The sequence below is a fragment of the Marinobacter sp. 3-2 genome (assembly GCF_003751355.1).
Lineage (GTDB): Bacteria > Pseudomonadota > Gammaproteobacteria > Pseudomonadales > Oleiphilaceae > Marinobacter > Marinobacter adhaerens.
The window spans coordinates 22825-39161 of sequence record NZ_RJUQ01000018.1; the positions used below are offsets into that span (position 1 = coordinate 22825).

The 16337-nt window shown below is 57.2% G+C and carries 15 protein-coding genes; 11 read left to right on the top strand and 4 right to left on the bottom strand.

From position 1 onward, the window contains the following. The first annotated feature begins 3 nt into the window (after positions 1 to 3). The 7 genes from ubiG to rdgC are packed head-to-tail and all read left to right on the top strand — an operon-like array spanning position 4 to position 4375. The gene (gene ubiG / locus EDB94_RS17920) at positions 4 to 720 is read left to right on the top strand and encodes a bifunctional 2-polyprenyl-6-hydroxyphenol methylase/3-demethylubiquinol 3-O-methyltransferase UbiG (protein ID WP_008171454.1); all 717 of its coding nucleotides are present in this window, start codon (positions 4 to 6) and stop codon (positions 718 to 720) included. Continuing rightward, positions 695 to 1381: a phosphoglycolate phosphatase gene (gph, locus tag EDB94_RS17925; RefSeq protein ID WP_181259069.1), complete on the top strand. Its 687-nt coding sequence runs from the start codon at positions 695 to 697 to the stop codon at positions 1379 to 1381. Before ubiG ends, gph begins: the two co-directional genes overlap by 26 nt. A gap of 57 nt (positions 1382 to 1438) precedes the next feature. Beyond that, positions 1439 to 2188, top strand: coding sequence for a YciK family oxidoreductase (locus EDB94_RS17930; RefSeq protein ID WP_008171450.1), 750 nt, complete (start codon positions 1439 to 1441; stop codon positions 2186 to 2188). Beyond that, positions 2188 to 2421, top strand: a complete 234-nt coding sequence (locus tag EDB94_RS17935; RefSeq protein ID WP_008171448.1) for a glutaredoxin family protein — start codon at positions 2188 to 2190, stop codon at positions 2419 to 2421. Before EDB94_RS17930 ends, EDB94_RS17935 begins: the two co-directional genes overlap by 1 nt. A 12-nt stretch (positions 2422 to 2433) precedes the next feature. Continuing rightward, positions 2434 to 3204: a peroxide stress protein YaaA gene (gene yaaA, locus EDB94_RS17940; protein ID WP_108019204.1), complete on the top strand. Its 771-nt coding sequence runs from the start codon at positions 2434 to 2436 to the stop codon at positions 3202 to 3204. A gap of 24 nt (positions 3205 to 3228) precedes the next feature. After that, positions 3229 to 3429 (top strand): DUF2788 domain-containing protein, encoded by a 201-nt coding sequence (locus EDB94_RS17945; RefSeq protein ID WP_008171445.1) that lies wholly within the window; start codon positions 3229 to 3231, stop codon positions 3427 to 3429. Positions 3430 to 3448: 19 nt separating this feature from the next. Then, a complete protein-coding gene (rdgC, locus tag EDB94_RS17950) occupies positions 3449 to 4375 on the top strand; it encodes a recombination-associated protein RdgC (RefSeq protein WP_014576673.1) in 927 nt (308 codons plus the stop codon). Between the two features lie 56 nt (positions 4376 to 4431). Here rdgC and EDB94_RS17955 read toward each other — a convergent pair whose 3' ends face one another. Continuing rightward, complete coding sequence (locus EDB94_RS17955; protein WP_014576672.1) at positions 4432 to 7176, bottom strand: GNAT family N-acetyltransferase; 2745 nt, start codon at positions 7174 to 7176, stop codon at positions 4432 to 4434. Positions 7177 to 7384: 208 nt separating this feature from the next. Here EDB94_RS17955 and EDB94_RS17960 point away from each other — a divergent pair, with 208 nt between their 5' ends. Continuing rightward, positions 7385 to 8311, top strand: a complete 927-nt coding sequence (locus EDB94_RS17960) for a histone deacetylase family protein (protein WP_008171440.1) — start codon at positions 7385 to 7387, stop codon at positions 8309 to 8311. 6 nt (positions 8312 to 8317) lie between these two features. Here the strand turns inward: EDB94_RS17960 and EDB94_RS17965 are convergent, their stop codons facing one another. After that, positions 8318 to 9235, bottom strand: coding sequence for an OmpA family protein (locus EDB94_RS17965; protein ID WP_108019203.1), 918 nt, complete (start codon positions 9233 to 9235; stop codon positions 8318 to 8320). Positions 9236 to 9418: 183 nt separating this feature from the next. Between EDB94_RS17965 and pyrC the strand changes: the two genes are divergently transcribed. After that, the gene (pyrC, locus tag EDB94_RS17970; protein WP_108019202.1) at positions 9419 to 10450 is read left to right on the top strand and encodes a dihydroorotase; all 1032 of its coding nucleotides are present in this window, start codon (positions 9419 to 9421) and stop codon (positions 10448 to 10450) included. Positions 10451 to 10494: 44 nt separating this feature from the next. Next, positions 10495 to 11151 (top strand): ribonuclease T, encoded by a 657-nt coding sequence (gene rnt, locus EDB94_RS17975; protein WP_075267700.1) that lies wholly within the window; start codon positions 10495 to 10497, stop codon positions 11149 to 11151. Positions 11152 to 11225: 74 nt separating this feature from the next. Here rnt and EDB94_RS17980 read toward each other — a convergent pair whose 3' ends face one another. Both EDB94_RS17980 and EDB94_RS17985 read right to left on the bottom strand, forming a co-directional pair. Further along, the gene (locus EDB94_RS17980) at positions 11226 to 13472 is read right to left on the bottom strand and encodes a methyl-accepting chemotaxis protein (protein WP_108019201.1); all 2247 of its coding nucleotides are present in this window, start codon (positions 13470 to 13472) and stop codon (positions 11226 to 11228) included. 157 nt (positions 13473 to 13629) lie between these two features. Further along, on the bottom strand, positions 13630 to 15615 hold the full coding sequence (locus tag EDB94_RS17985; protein ID WP_008171430.1) for an SDR family oxidoreductase: 1986 nt from the start codon (positions 15613 to 15615) through the stop codon (positions 13630 to 13632). Positions 15616 to 16000: 385 nt separating this feature from the next. Here EDB94_RS17985 and EDB94_RS17990 point away from each other — a divergent pair, with 385 nt between their 5' ends. Beyond that, a complete protein-coding gene (locus EDB94_RS17990; protein WP_008171428.1) occupies positions 16001 to 16300 on the top strand; it encodes a hypothetical protein in 300 nt (99 codons plus the stop codon). The last annotated feature ends 37 nt before the right edge of the window (positions 16301 to 16337 follow it).

Here is a 16337-nt window from a genome sequence, read left to right on the forward strand (position 1 = left end):
ACCATGACAAACCAGAACGTAGACCGGAACGAGATCGCCAAATTCGAGGCCCTTGCCAGCCGCTGGTGGGATCCCTCGAGCGAATTCAAGCCACTGCATGATATTAATCCCCTGCGGCTGAACTACATCGATGAGCGGGTTTCCCTGGCCGGAAAGCGCGCTCTGGATGTCGGCTGCGGTGGTGGCCTGCTGTCGGAGGGCATGGCCCAGCGAGGCGCCCACGTTACCGGTATCGACATGGGCGAGGCTCCGCTGGCCGTCGCGCGGCTGCATGGCATGGAGAGCGGTGTGAATGTGGATTATCGCCAGATCACCATCGAGGAACTGGCCGAGGACAGCGAACATGCGGGCCAGTACGACGTGGTTACCTGCCTGGAAATGCTTGAGCATGTGCCGGATCCCGCATCGGTGGTGAGGTCCTGTGCCGCCATGCTGAAACCGGGCGGCCATCTGTTTGTATCAACCATCAACCGGAACCCGAAATCGTTTCTTTTTGCGATTGTGGGGGCCGAGTACGTGCTCAGGTTGCTACCCAAAGGCACACACGAATGGAAGAAATTTATCCGGCCATCGGAAATGTCCGACCATCTTCGCCACGCAGGGCTGGAAGTCCGTGAGCTTACGGGCATGACCTATAACCCCGTCACCAAGGTGTACAAGCTCGGACGGGACGTGGACGTCAACTATCTGATGCATGCCAGGGATATTCGTGAAGCCTGAAACCACGCATCGAGCCTCCACGGTCCTGTTTGATCTGGATGGAACGCTGATTGACACCGCACCGGACTTTATCCGGTGCCTTAATCAGTTACGGGAACAGCACGGGCTCCCCGCCCTTCCACACGAGCATATCCGACGCTCGGTCTCGAACGGCGCGCGCGCCATGATCCGGGTCGGCTTCGGCCTGGAACCGGAACATCCGGAATACCTGGAAAAACACACCGCGTTCCTCGACCTCTACGAGGCGGGCGTGGCAGTGGAGACCAGCCTGTTCCAGGGCATGGACGAGCTTCTCAAAGCCCTCGAGGAGCAAGGTATTCCCTGGGGCATTGTGACCAATAAGCCTGCCAGGTTCGCGGTTCCACTGATCGAAGCCCTTAACCTGGCTGACCGGTGCGCGGCACTGGTTTGCCCCGATCACGTTGCCCAGCGCAAACCTCATCCGGAGGCCCTCTATCTGGCCTGCCAGCAGATCGGCGCCGATCCCGCCACCGGCATTTATGTGGGCGACCACGCACGGGACATCGAAGCCGGGCGCAACGCAGGCATGAAAACCATCGCCGTCCGCTACGGTTACATCGAGGAGCCGGAAGCCATTGACCTGTGGCAAGCGGACCTCATCGCCGACACCGTCACGGATCTGGCAAAGCTGTTACAATAGCGCATCAAATTTAGGATCCGGTGTTCAGCCGGTAACAGCCTGACACGGAGACAGGTTATGCATGATTACCAAGCACCCGCCGATCTTCTGAAAGACCGCATCGTAATGGTGACGGGTGCCGGCAGCGGCATTGGCCGGGCTGCAGCCAAGGCCTACGCCGCCCATGGCGCCACCGTGGTACTGGTAGGTCGCACGGTCAGCAAACTCGAAACGGTTTACGATGAAATCGAGGCAGCGGGCCACCCCAAGCCTGCCATCGTGCCCATGAACTTCGAGGGCGCCGCGGTGAAAGACTACGAAGAATTGGCCATGACCCTGGAAGATAACTTCGGGCAGCTGGATGGTTTGCTGCACAACGCGGCAATTCTGGGCGACCGCAGTCCTGTGGAGCTTTATGACCCGGAAACCTGGAACAAGGTCATGCACGTGAACGCAACGGCGCCGTTCCTGCTAAGCCGGGCAATGATTCCCCTGCTTCGCAAATCCGACGACGCCTCGGTGATCTTCACCTCCTCTGGTGTCGGCCGCAAGGCAAAAGCCTACTGGGGCGCCTATGCCGTCTCCAAGTTTGCCGTAGAGGGCCTGAGCCAGTTGCTGTCCGAAGAGCTGGACGATGAGCGTCACAATGTCCGGGTAAACAGTCTGAACCCCGGCGCGACCCGTACCAACATGAGAGCCCACGCCTATCCGGCGGAGAATCCACAGCAAAATCCGGCACCAGAGGACCTGATGCCGATTTACCTGTACCTCATGGGCAAGGACAGCCAGGGCGTCAACGGCCAGAAACTGGACGCACAACCGAAATAATGGAACTGCTTTTTTACACAACCTCTCAGTGCCACCTGTGCGAACTGGCCGAAGCCCTGCTTGTAAGCACGCCCATGCCGGAGCCGATCCCGGTAGACGTGGTGGACATTGCCCAGTCCGAAGAACTGGTAGAACGCTACGGTACCCGGATACCGGTGCTCCGACGCAACGATACCGGTGTGGAACTGGACTGGCCTTTTACCAGGGATGACTTACTTACATTCCTGCAATGAGGATTGCCTGACATGTTGATGGTTATTTCCCCTGCCAAAACGCTGGATTACGAGAGTCCGCTGGCGACCAGTACCTATACTCAGCCGGAATTCCTTGAGGATGCCTGCGAGCTGGTCGACCAGCTTAAAACGCTGGAGCCGCACCAGATCAGCAATCTGATGAGCATCAGCGACAAGCTTGGGCAGCTGAACGCCGAGCGCTTCCAGAATTGGCACACGCCGTTTACCCCCGAGAATGCCCGGCAGGCTGTGCTGGCTTTCAAAGGTGACGTGTACACCGGCCTGGACGCCGAGAGCTTCAGTGAACAGGACTTCGACTTTGCCCAACAGCATCTGCGCATGCTTTCCGGTCTGTATGGCGTCCTAAAACCGCTGGACCTGATGCAGCCCTACCGCCTGGAAATGGGTACCCGGTTCGAGAATAACCGTGGCAAGGATCTGTATGCCTTCTGGGGCAGCAAGATCACAGAGGAGATCAACCGGCTGCTTGCGGATGACGACGGCGTGCTGATCAACCTCGCCTCCAACGAGTATTTCAAAAGCGTAAAGAAGAAAGACCTTGAAGGCCGGCTGATTACCCCCCAATTCAAGGACTGGAAGAATGGTCAGTACAAGATGATCAGCTTTTATGCCAAGAAAGTCCGGGGGCTGATGTGTCGGTTTGCCATTCAGAACCGCATTACCCAGGCCGACGACCTCAAGGGATTCAACCTCGAAGGCTATTACTTCAGCGAAGACCAATCCGATAAGAACAACTGGGTTTTCCTGCGGGATGAACAGTAATCCACGTTGAAATCGGAGTCAGCAATGAACGAAGCAATGTTTTCCCAGATCGCCATGCTGGTGTTTCTGACCGGCCTGATTGTCTGGATGGGTGTCATCGTCTGGGATCTGGCCAAGAAATCCCAGGCCGGCAAGTTCGGCACCATCGCACTGTTTACGGTGCTGGGCGCCGGCGTTGTGGGTTTTATCGTTAAAACCGTACTCGTAGAGATCATGCAAATATGAAAGACAAGGACCAGCCCTGATGTGGTTTCGCAACGCCCGCGTATTCCGATTTACCAAACCCTTTGATATCTCTGCCGAAGAGCTGGAAGAAAAGCTCCAGGCCGATGCCTTCAAGCCCTGCGGACCTCAGGAAACCAGCCGCCAGGGCTGGGTTCCGCCCCTGGGCAAGCATGGCGAACAACTGGTTCACAGTGCCAACGGCTATCACCTGATTGCCCTGCGCAAGGAGGAAAAGATTCTTCCCGGCCCGGTGGTGAAAGAAGCGGTTGAGGAGAAGGCCGAAGCCATCGAGTTCGAGCAGGGCCGGAAGGTCCGGCGCAAAGAAAAGGACGAAATCAAGGAACAGGTAATGCTGGAGATGCTGCCCCAGGCCTTCTCCAAGAACCGCCGCTCCTTTGCCTACCTCGCCCCCCAGGACGGTGTTCTGGTGGTGGACGCGGGTTCCGCCAAGCAGGCGGAAGATCTGGCCTCGACTCTGCGCAAGAGCCTCGGATCGCTGCCGGTTCGTCCACCCGCGGTGGAACAGGCACCTGCTTTCACCTTTACCGGTTGGCTGAACGAATCCATCGACCTGCCTGGCAAGGTGGTTCTGGGCACTGAATGCGAACTCAAGGATCCGTCTGAAGATGGCGGCGTGGTTCGCTGCAAAGGCCTGGACCTGAAAGCCGATGAAATCCGCAACCATCTGGATGCGGGCATGCAGGTGACCAAGCTGTCCCTGACCTGGGACGACAACGTCTCCTTTGTGCTGGATGAAGAACTGGGCATCCGTCGCCTCAAATTCGGCGAAACACTTCAGGATCAACTGGACGATGTCGACGTGGACGACCACGCTGCCAAGTTTGATGCGGCTTTCACGCTCATGACCCTTGAGCTGTCCCGGCTGATTCCAGGGCTCCTGGAAGCGCTCGGCGGCGAAGATCGCTCTGCGATTGTCGAAGAGTAAAGCCTTAAAACCGGGTCAGATACCCGTCTTGTCTGACCCGGCCTCCCTTGCGCTCTTCAGTGGGCAATCTTTCCCAGCCGCTCTCTCTGCCAGTCTTTTTCCGGTTCGTTCAGGACCAGCCGCAGATCCATCACTTCCTCTTCGGTGTTGAACTTGATTTCAAAGCCCAGATGTTCCGCCAGCTGCAACATGGGACGATTATCCGGCAGCACATTGCCCACCATTTCCACGGTACCCCTGGCCCGACAGTAATCGATCATCTTCTGCATCAGGGCAACGCCGAGGCCTTCGCCCTTCATTTTATCGTGCACCATGACCGCGAACTCGCATTGCAGGTTATCGGCATCGGTCCAGGTGCGCACGGTTCCGAGGGTTTCCTCGCCTTCCCCGTCTTCCCTGGGCGCGTTAGCAATAAAAACCATCTCCCGGTCGTAATCGATTTGCACCATCTGGGCTACGTCTTCGCGAGAGAAATGCTTGCGATACTGGAAGAACCGGTAACGAATGGATTCCGGCGACTGCAACTCATGGAACGCCCGGTGGGCAGGCTCATCTTCCGCCAGTACCGGTCGAATGATGACCCGGCGCCCGGATTTGGGCAAAACAATCCATTCCTCCAGTTCCCGCGGGTAAGGCTGAATAATCGGCCGCCCCGGCTTGTCGGCCAGATTGATGGCAATATTGACAGCCACGGCCCCCTGCTCGTTGAACAGCAAGGGCGAGATCTCAAGCCCCTTGATTTCCGGAATGTCGATAACGATCTGTGAGAGAGTGACCAGGGTCTCGGACACCGCGCGGATATCCTCCTCCGGCTTCAGGCTGTGTTCTTTCAGCAGCTTGTACATGTAGGTACGGCGCAGAAGCTCACGGGCCAACACCATGTTCAATGGCGGCAGTGCGATCTGACGATCCGTCATCACGTTGATCTGGGCGCCAGCTGCACCACAAACCACCAGGGGCCCAAACAATGCGTCCCGGGTAATGCCGACACTGAACTCGATCCCACCCACGTGCTGGTAGGAACGCTGAACCGCAAACCCTAGAAATCCACTTTCCGGGAAATGGCTCTTGTACTCCTCCATCAGGTAGCGGCAGGAATCCATGATGGCCGCCTCGCTGTTCAGTTTCTGGACCGTACCCTTGTAACGACGCTGGGTCGGACTCAGGTCCAGAAAAGGATGGCACGCCTGCTCATGAATGATGGTGATGTCGATGGGGCGCCGCTCAACCGCAAACACCTCCAGCACCTCTTCCATATCGTCGCAGTACATGGTTTCGATGGTGCTGATCCCGTAGTCCCGCACCAGATCCCGCGCTTCCCGGTTCGACAGGTGATACCGACCTGCTCGAAGTGCCCTGTTGACCACATGACGGGTATGGGTGCGGTCTGCAAAGTGATCGGTAAAGGATTCCGGCGTTTCCGTAAGCAGCCGCTGAACCCGCTGGTGACGAACATGTTGCATGAATGCCATCACGGCTTTTTCGGGATTGAAGAACGACGGCAGCCCGGCCCGGTAAAACTCTTCCCGAGCATCCATGACCGTACTCTGGCCGAGCCAGCAGGTGAACACATTCAGACGTGTGCCCTTGGACGCCTGCACAACCGCGTCCGCAATCTGGAGGCTGTCCTCCGTCAGACTCGGGGCATACATCACCAGAACGTTTGCCACTTCCGGATCCTTTGCCAGGATCTTGATGGCCTGGCCGTATAGTTCCGGCGAGGCATCGTAGTTAAGGTCAATGGGGTTTTTGCGGGTCCAGTAAGGTGGCAGCAGCTCGGCCAGGTTCTCAATGCTGGATTTCGACAGCTCTGCCAGTTCACCACCAAGATCCGCCAACCGGTCCACGGCCAACACACCGGGGCCGACCCCATTGGCCATAATCGCCAGGGTTTCGCGGCGCAAGGGACGCATCCGCGTTAATGTCTCGAGCGCATCAAACATCTGGCCAAGGCCATCCACCCGGAGCACACCTGCCCTCTGAAGCATGGCGTCGTAGATTGGATCGCTGCGTTTCAGGCCGTCAGGGAGGTCGTGGGGAAACCACTCCGACTCCGGCACCCGACCGGACTTCACCGCAATAACCGGCTTGGTGCGGGACGCCACCCGCACCGCCGACATGAAGCGGCGGGCATTGGGAATGTTTTCGATGTGCAGGAGAATCGCACGGGTCTGTGTATCCTGCGCCAGGTAGTCGATCAGGTCGTCGTGATCGATATCCATGCCATCGCCCAGGGTCAGGAAGTAGGAAAACCCCACACCACGGGCGAATGCCCAGTCGATGACCGAACTGGCGATGGTGCCGGACTGGCCAACGAAGGCAACCCGGCCAGGGATGGCGCCCATATGGGCGTAGGTAGCGTTCAGGCTGCGTGCCGGGACCATCAGGCCAATGGTGTTGGGGCCCAGAACCCGGATTCCGGTCTCCCGGGCCGCTTCACGAACGGAATACATCAGGGGCTGGCCGGTTTTACTGTGAGTACGTGACATGCCACCGGTCATAACGATCGCGGTGCGCACCCCGGCCTCCCCCAGCCGCTTGATGGTCTTGGCCACGGTATCCGGCGGCGTACAGATGATTGCCAGGTCCGGGGAAAATTCCATTTTCGAGACTTTCTTGACGCAGGGCACCCCGTGCACGTTGTCGTAATCGTTCTGGTTAACCACCAGTAACCGGCCGGGATAACCGCCCCCCATCAGGTTCCGCAATACCATACCGCCAAGGTTGTCTGCCCGCTCCGACGCACCGATCACCGCAATGGACGCGGGATTAAACAGGCTCTCCAGATACCGGGTGCTCAAGCTGACTCTCCTTTGTATGCGGCCGGCAGACCGTTGGGAAATAAATGTAATAAAACAGGTTACTTATGAGTGTAACTCTTATCTTAGGCCTTGATACCCCGATGTGAAATGACTATCGCCGTTATAAGACCAAAGAAACACGGCATCGTGCAGTTTTCCCTGATAAGCTTGAAGAAAATATAAGCATATCGAAGGCAGTCCGAGACGTATGACCACGGCATTCTTTTCCCACGATGACTTCATGAAACACAACATGGGGCCGGAACATCCGGAAAGCCCTGAGCGGCTGGCGGCCATCATCAGCTACCTTGCTGATACTGGCCTGGACCAGAAGCTGGACTGGGTGCGGCCGGAAGAAATCACCCGTGATCAGCTTCTGATGGTGCATCCGGAAAAATATCTCCATCAACTGGACCTGATGCAACCGACCCGCGGCCGCGTGTTTACCGACCCGGACACGGCCATGATGCCCGACACCCTTCGAGCCGCTCGTCTGGCAGCTGGTGCCAATATCCAGGCCGTGGATATGGTCATGAGCAGCCAGGTTACCAACGCGTTTGTGTGTGCCCGGCCGCCCGGGCACCATGCCGAGCGGGCGAAATCCATGGGGTTCTGTTTTTACAACAACGTTGCCCTGGCCGCGATGCGCGCCCTCACCTTTCATCATTTGGAGCGGGTCGCGATCATCGATTTCGACGTGCACCAGGGCAATGGCACCGTAGACATTGTCAGTGGCGACGAGCGTATCCTGATGTGCTCAAGCTTCCAGCATCCCTTCTACCCGCACTCCCATGTGCACCGGCAGGCCGACAACATCGTGAATATTCCGATTGAGGCAAACTGTTCGTCTGAAGAGTACCGGAAGCAGGTGGAGGCGGGATGGCTGAAGCGCCTGAATGAATTCAAACCGCAGTTGATCCTGATTTCGGCGGGTTTTGATGCCCACCGGCTGGATCCGATGGCAGAACTGAATCTGGATACGGAAGATTATCGCTGGCTAACGGAAATGATTGTGGGTGTCGCCAGTGAGCACAGCAATGACCGGATCATTTCAACCCTGGAGGGCGGGTACCATCTGCGGGCCCTGGCGGAAAGCGTCAATGCCCACCTGGAAGTACTGGATTCGGTTTACTGACGCCAATCAGCCCCTGGGTTCGCCGCCATAACCGTTAGCCTGCTGCAGTTCCGGGCGGTCACCGGCCCGTTGCAGGCGGATATTGGTGCGCCGGTTATCTGCGGGCCGGTTGGATACCGGGTACTGGTCGCCGTGAGCCCGAACGGTAATCATGTTTTCATCAATACCGCTCGCCTTGAGGTAGTCGGCCACCACATTGGCGCGATCTTCGGAAAGCGCACGGTTGTCGATCCGGCTTCCAATACTGTCACTATGACCATCCACGAAAATCCGCTCAACCGTGGAATCTGCGTTCACATAGGCCACGATGTTATCCAGTAGTTGCCTGTCGGCATCGGATAATTGCGTGCTGCCGCTGGCAAAGGGCACCCTCGAGCGCTGGATCTGATCAAAGTTTACCGGCAGTAGATTGGACGTACAGCGCTGATAACGCTGGTACTCGCCGGCGAAGTTAATGTTGGAGACCTGAACCCGCACCGGGCGGCCATCAAACCACGATTCCCTGGTTACCGTCGGGCGCATCCCGTCCAGAAGTCCATGGGCGACCACGAACGCCTGACGGGTATCCAGCGAGACCTGACGGCGATCATCCGAGACATTGACCGTTCCCAGGGGCTTCGGCGCCACACCCGGACGCCAGGCCGGTGCCTCGACCACAAGGCTGCCGCGCCCTGGTCGCATCAATGCGGAATCAGACTCCAGGAAAAAGCTGAGACTTTCACCGGCGCGATGATTGAACACCGCCCGACCGTAGCCGGGAACTTCGTGCACCAGCCGGCATTCAAATACCGACTCGGCGAGATACCACTGGCTGTTCTCGATTCCGGCGCCATAGCTGGCAGCCTGCGCGGTTGCCGGCAGAAGCACCACGGGCAACGTGGCAATCAGCAGAGTATTCAGGAGTTGTCCGGGGCGAAATCCCATAGAGCTAGCCATCAGTGTCCGGAGTTAGCAGAGTCAGACTGTTTAACGGCCTGAGCCGGAAGTTCTTTAGCCACCAACCGGAAAACAATCACCCGCGCCTTCTGGTATAATTCGCCAAATTTTTTCGGCTCCCAGAGAACCGGGCACAAGCTCGCCCCGCCAAAGGTATTTCGGACAAACGCCATGACAGACAAGCTCACGCTCACACGCCCCGACGACTGGCACCTTCACGTACGGGACGGCGACATTCTCAACGACGTGGTACCGGCTACGGCCGCCTGCTTCGGTCGCGCCATCATCATGCCCAACCTGGTACCGCCAGTTACCACCGCAGCCGATGCCACAGCCTACCGGGAACGCATTCTGGCGGCTGCCAATGGCACCGAGTTCGAGCCGTTGATGACGCTGTATCTGACCGAGAGCATGACGGCGCAGACCATCCGGGATGCCAGGGCTGCCGGCGTTGTGGCTGCCAAGCTTTACCCGGCCGGAGCAACGACCAATTCCGACTCGGGGGTGAAGGATATCCGTAATATCTATCCGGTTCTGGAGGCCATGGCCGATTGTGGCATGCTGCTGCTGGTACACGGAGAGGTAACCGATGCCGATATCGACATTTTCGACCGGGAAAAGGTATTTCTGGAGCGTGTCCTGGCACCCACTCTCGAGGCTTTCCCGAACCTCAAGGTTGTACTGGAACATATCACCACGGCCGATTCCGCAGAATTTGTCCGGCAGCACGCCGGTGACAACCTCGGTGCGACTCTGACGCCCCAGCACCTGATGTACAACCGCAACCACATGCTGGTAGGCGGCATTCGACCGCATCTCTATTGCCTGCCAATCCTGAAGCGTAACCGCCATCAACAGGCGCTCAGGGACGCGGTTGCCAGCGGCGACAAACGCTTTTTCCTGGGCACGGATTCTGCCCCTCATTCGAAGGATCGCAAAGAGGCAGCCTGCGGTTGCGCTGGCTGTTACTCGGCTTACGGCGCAATCGGCCTGTATGCGGACATTTTCGAAGAGCTTGGCATCCTGGATAAACTTGAAGCATTCGCCAGTTTCAACGGGCCGGATTTCTATGGCCTACCGCGGAATACCGATACCATCACCCTGATTCGTGACCCCTGGACCATGCCGGCAGAGCTGCCGCTGGCTGACGGAACCATCGTGCCCCTCAAGGCTGGTGAAACCGTTCACTGGAAACTGGCGTAAACCTGACTTATTCCTTCTCACACACGGCCAAGACCGGAGCTTGAGTGACTGACGAAAACAAACCACCGCATCCCATGTCCCGCCGCTTTCGCGGGTTTCTGCCTGTTGTAGTCGACGTGGAAACCGCTGGCTTCAATCCCGAGCGGGACGCCCTGCTGGAAGTGGCGGCAGTGATACTGACCATGGACGACGATGGCTGGGTGCGGCGCGCTGAAACCCACGTTCAGCAGATCGATCCTTTCGAAGGCGCGAATCTGGAGCAGTCCGCGCTTGATTTCACGGGTATTGATCCGTGGAATCCGGAGCGAGAAGCGGTACCCGAGCGGGAAGGACTCAGCGAGATCTTCAGCCCCATTCGCAAGGCGGTGAAGAACCACGATTGCAAGCGAGCCGTCCTGGTGGGCCACAATGCCACCTTTGACCATAACTTCATCTTTGCAGCCGCGCTGCGGGCCGACATCCGTCGTAACCCGTTCCATCCTTTCTCAACCTTCGATACCGCCACGCTGGCCGGCCTGGCCTATGGCCACACGGTTCTGGCCCAGGCCTGCAAACTAGCGGGCATTCCGTTCAGCAACAAGGAAGCCCATTCCGCCGCCTATGACGCGGAAAAAACCGCAGACCTGTTCTGTGGCATTGTGAATCGCTGGAAAGAACTGGGCGGCTTTCCGCCTCCGGTGATCCCCGAAGAGACCGAGTAACCGCCATAAAAAAACCCGCTGAAGCGGGTTTTTTTATGTGTGCCAGGCATAATTGTGGAAGGCACGCCTCGCACTCAGCTGACTTTAAAGCGGGACAGAGAATCCTTGAGCTGATGGGACAACTCCGCCAAGTCACCACTGGCTTCGGAGATCTGGACCATGGCCTGTTTGGTCTCCAAGGACTTTTCAGCAATTGTGGATACGTTGCGCGTTACTTCTTCGGCCGTGGCTGATTGCTCTTCGGAAGCCGTAGCAATCTGCTCCGCCATACCGGACATCCGGGCAACCTCTTCCACTGCCTCGCGAAGCTGCAACACTACGGTTCCTGCCCGCTCAGAAATACCTCTGGCCTGGGTGCTGCAGCGGGTAACCACCTTTGAAGCACGCTCCGAAGAATTAACCAGAGTTTCGATGGAACTACTGATCTCCTCGGTCGCCTTCTGGCTGTTCTGGGCCAGGCTGCGCACCTCATCCGCGACCACCGCGAAGCCCCTGCCCTGTTCACCGGCCCGGGCCGCTTCAATAGCGGCATTCAAAGCCAGCAAGTTAGTCTGGTCGGCGATGGACTTTATCGAATCCAGAACCCTGGTGATGGATTCCATATTCTTTCGCAAGTCCTCTATGCCGGCTTCTGCTTCCTCCAGTTCCCTGGCCATAGCACGGGTGTCCTCAGCGGAGGATTCCACCTCGGTGGCGCTGCGGCTGACCGCCTCATCAGTGCGCCGGGCGGCGGCTGCCGATTCCGAGGTATTCTGGGACACCTCGCTGATGGCAGAGGACATTTCTTCAATGGCCGACGCCACCTGCTCAGTCTGCTCTGCCTGCTGATTCACACTGTCCAGAGTCTGCGAGGTGGTACCGGACAACTGTTCAGATGCACTGGCCTGGCGCTGGGACGCTTCTTCAACCTTGAAGATCACTTCTTTCAGGTCTGACACCATCTTGAGCATGGAGCCGTATACGCCCGTAGCCTTGTCACTGTCGGACGAATCAATGACCAGGTTACCTGCAGCTACCTGTTCCGCCAGTGCCTGCAATTCGGACGGGTCTTTGCCGAGGGGTTTCATGATCCGCACTGCGGTCCAGACCGCGACGGCCGCCACGGCCAAGAGCACAATAGCAATGGCTATCGCCGCCAGCGTCCACATTTCACGCACCGGCGCCAAGGCCTCGTCTTCGCTAATCTCCGCCACCAGCGCCCAGTTCAGCCCGCCTACGGTAACTGGCCTGTGGGCGGAAAACACTGGCTCGCCACGGTAGGACGCAACCACGCCTTCACCGGAATTTCCGGCCAGGGCCTCATCCACCGATGTCGAACTAATGCGTCCATTCTCTGGGTCGGCAAAGGAAGCGACAACACTGCGGTTTTCCGGATCCAGGTAGGAGTCTGACCGCATCAGGTTATCCGGCCCCACCAGATAGGCATCCCCGGTTTCGCCCATGCCATCTCGTTCCATCATGATGTTGTTCAGGCTGTCGATGGGAAACTGGAAGGCCAGCACGGCCAGCCGCTCATCTTTTTCGGAATATATGGGGGTTGCCACAAATCCGGCGGGCGCACCGTAGGACGGTACATACCGAGTAAAATCAACAAAAGTCGGAGCAGTATCCTGTCCGTCAGACATCGCCTGACGATAGGCTGCCGCCAGGCCAGAATCCGCGTAGGGACCGTCTTTCAGGGAGGTAGCAAAATCCACCTCTTTGGCTACGGAATAGATAACATGGCCTGTATCGGCATCAATCAGATAAATATCGTAGTAGCCAAACGCCTCCTGAAACTCCTTGAACGAGGTGTGCCACTGTTTGTGAAGCGTGTTATAAAACTGCGCGATATGGACGTCAGCCGATACCAATTCGTCTTTCTGCCCCACAGGATTCGGGTTGTCCACGATGTAACCCATCTGCAGAGCCAGGCTGTTTTTGCTGAGGGATGCAACGAAGTCCGAGGCTGAACGTCCGCTAGCACCACCATTTTGCTTCAAGGGTGGCAAAAAATTCTGCTGATAATAAGCCTCGACGTTTTCTCGTAAGGTCGACTGCTCCTCTTGTACCAGTTTTTCATAATTCTGGAATGCCAAACCAAACCCCTGGGCCGCCGTTCGGGTCCCGCGATTATTGGCCATGGCTTTCAGCTGCCGGGCAATAGTGCTGAGATAATCTTCAACACTATGCTGCTTATTGGTAGCCGCAATAGAGAGTTGTTGCAACGCCTGTTCCGTCAGGCTCTGTCGGGCAATTTCGGCGTTAAAAAACGAGATGGCAATGACGGGAAGCAGGCCAACCAGCAGCAAAGTCAGCAAAAGACGTTTCTTGAGAGTCATCAATAGCCCTTCTTTTATATTGTTCTTATGTTAACCATCGGCTATCGGCACGTTTTCTTTAGCCCAGAACAATTGATAAAAGAGGCGAATCTCGTTTAACCCATTAATATGGGAGGGGGAGTAACTCCCCCTCCCACTGGAGTCATGGGCTACCACGTTACCAGTAGATGCCCCGCATGATGGCGGCGAAAGCCACCTGCTCGCTGGACACTTTTGGCTTCTCCCCGGAACGGCTACCGGCGGCGGCCGGTGAATCCGGGAACATCCGGTAACCGGTGTTCATGACGATCTCGGCCATCTTGGGCGCCAGGGCGTGAAGCACCTGGGCAAAGATACCCAGGCGGGTAGCGATTCGCTTCGGCCGATAGACAATGGCATCGGCAACCATGGTTGCCGCCTCGTCCGGCGTTAGCGTGGGGACAGAATCGTAGATCTTGGTTGGCGCAATCATCGGCGTTTTCACCAGCGGCATGTTAATGGTGGTGAACGTGACATTGCGATCCGACCATTCCGAAGCGGCGCAGCGGCTGAAGGCATCCAGCGCGGATTTGGAAGCCACGTAAGCCGAGAACCTGGGAGCGTTGGTCAACACACCGATGGACGAGATGTTGACCACGTGACCGCGGCGATTCTCAAGCATCTTGGGCGCAAAGCCCATGATCAGACGAACGGAACCAAAGTAGTTCAGCTGCATGGTGCGCTCGAAATCGTGGAAGCGGTCGAACGACAGATCCAGTGAACGGCGAATCGAGCGCCCGGCGTTGTTGACCAGCACGTCGACCTGGCCATGGTTATCCAACACGGTCTTCACGAACTCGTCGCAGGCATCCATATCGGAAAAATCGCAGGGATAGGCGTGCACGCTTGCGCCCCGGGACTCCAGCTCTGCGGCCACTTCCTTCAGGCGCTCGAGTTTGCGGGCACCGATCACGAGGATCGCGCCGGCGTCTGCCAGTTTCTGGGCAGTTGCAAGACCAATACCGGACGTAGCACCGGTCACCACGCAGACACGACCTTCAACCGTGCCCTTGAGCGTGCGGTCCTTGAACAGGTCCGGATCCAGATTGCGCTCCCAGTAATCCCAGATCACCGGCGCGTAGTCCGGCAGACGGGGCACTTCAATGCCTGTGCCTTTCAGAACGCGCTCGGTTTCGCGAGCGTCAAAACGGGTCGGGTAATTAATGAACGACATCACGGATGGCGGAATGCCCATGTCATCAAGGATTGCCGACGTCAGACGCTTCACCGGCGGCAAGTTCTTCAGGCTCTGACGAATGAACGGAGGAATAAAGCCGAACATTCGCGAATCGATCCGCATCCCCATTCTGGGTGCGTGACCCGCCTCGCTGAAGATGTTGAGAATTTCACCAACCTTGTACGGGTCGGTATCCACCAGGTGGAAGCATTTGCCGTCTTCACCTTCGAGGTGGGCAATGTGATCCATGGCGTTAACCACGAAATCCACCGGCACAATGTTCAGACGCCCACCCTCGACACCAATGGTCGGAACCCACTGGGGCAGCGCGTGGCGGATTTTCTGGATCATTTTGAAGAAATAGTAGGGGCCATCCACCTTGTCCATTTCACCGGTAGCGGTATGCCCAATCACCATGCCCGGGCGGTAGATGCGGAAGGGAACCTTGCATTCCTCACGAACGACCTTTTCAGATTCGTGCTTGGTCCGCAGGTACGGATGATCCAGCTTCTCGGCTTCCTCGAACATGTCTTCGCGGAAGATTCCCTTGAACAGACCGGCAGCCGCAATGGAAGAAACGTGATGGAAGTGCTTGGCGCCCATCGCTTCCGCAGCATTCACCGCAGCGCGGGTGCCCTCGATATTGGTTGCCTGCTGGGCTTCTTCATCTGCGCCCATATCGTACACGGCGGCGAGGTGAAAGAAGTGGTCGATTTTCCCTTTCAGGGCTTTCATCGTCTTGGCGTCGATGCCCAGATTCTTGCTGGTCAGGTCGCCTATGACGGCCTTCACCTGGGTTTCATCCGCGCCCCAGCGCTCACGCAATTTGTCCAGCTTGTCCTGGGATTGTTCACGTACCAGTACGTGGACAGTGCCACCACGTGCCAGAAGCTTCTCCACCAGGAAACGGCCAATAAATCCGGTGCCACCCGTCAGGAAATAATTCATCAATCTTCCACCCTGCCTGTTGCTCTGTTGTTGTCTATCCATGCCGGCACCCATACGACTAAAGTCTTAGAGTTTTCCGGAAACGCCGGCATTGTACTTAATTGCAACCTTCATGTATCGAACTTTTTTAGAGCTTTTACTCTGTAAGCCTTTGTTTTGTATAGAGCTATTACTCTAAATTTTTGACCCGACAAGCGGGACATGCCTGTCCGGTTCGTCGACACAATGTTTTTGAGACTAGCACAGGAATTGCCCCGTGCATGCTCAATTTCCGGATTACCACAATGCAATGAAAGCGCCCGCCAGCAATGACATAATCGGGAACTTATCGCGCCTTTTGGCATCTCTTGTTTTCACAGGAACACCGACCTTCGGAACCCCTACTATGCAGAAAGACAATCCCAACGCGGAACGCTACATTTCGATTGCCCGGGCCTGCCTGAAGGCCATCAACGACACAGCCGATAACGCTGGTTCACGGGAAGAGAAAATTCAGGCGGTCTACGAGGCCATCGACAAGGCCTTCCAGGCCGAGTTCGCCGATTATCGCCAGTCCGTCGCCATCATGGCCACGGTTCTGGAGCGTATTGCCTCGGGCCAGCTGGACAGTGAGAAAGCCGCAGACCTGGCACGTAAAACACTTGACCAGCAGCCTGAAAGCACCCGCAACGCGCTGATGCACTGATTCGCAAACCTCTTCTCCGGATCCCAGAGGGCCTATG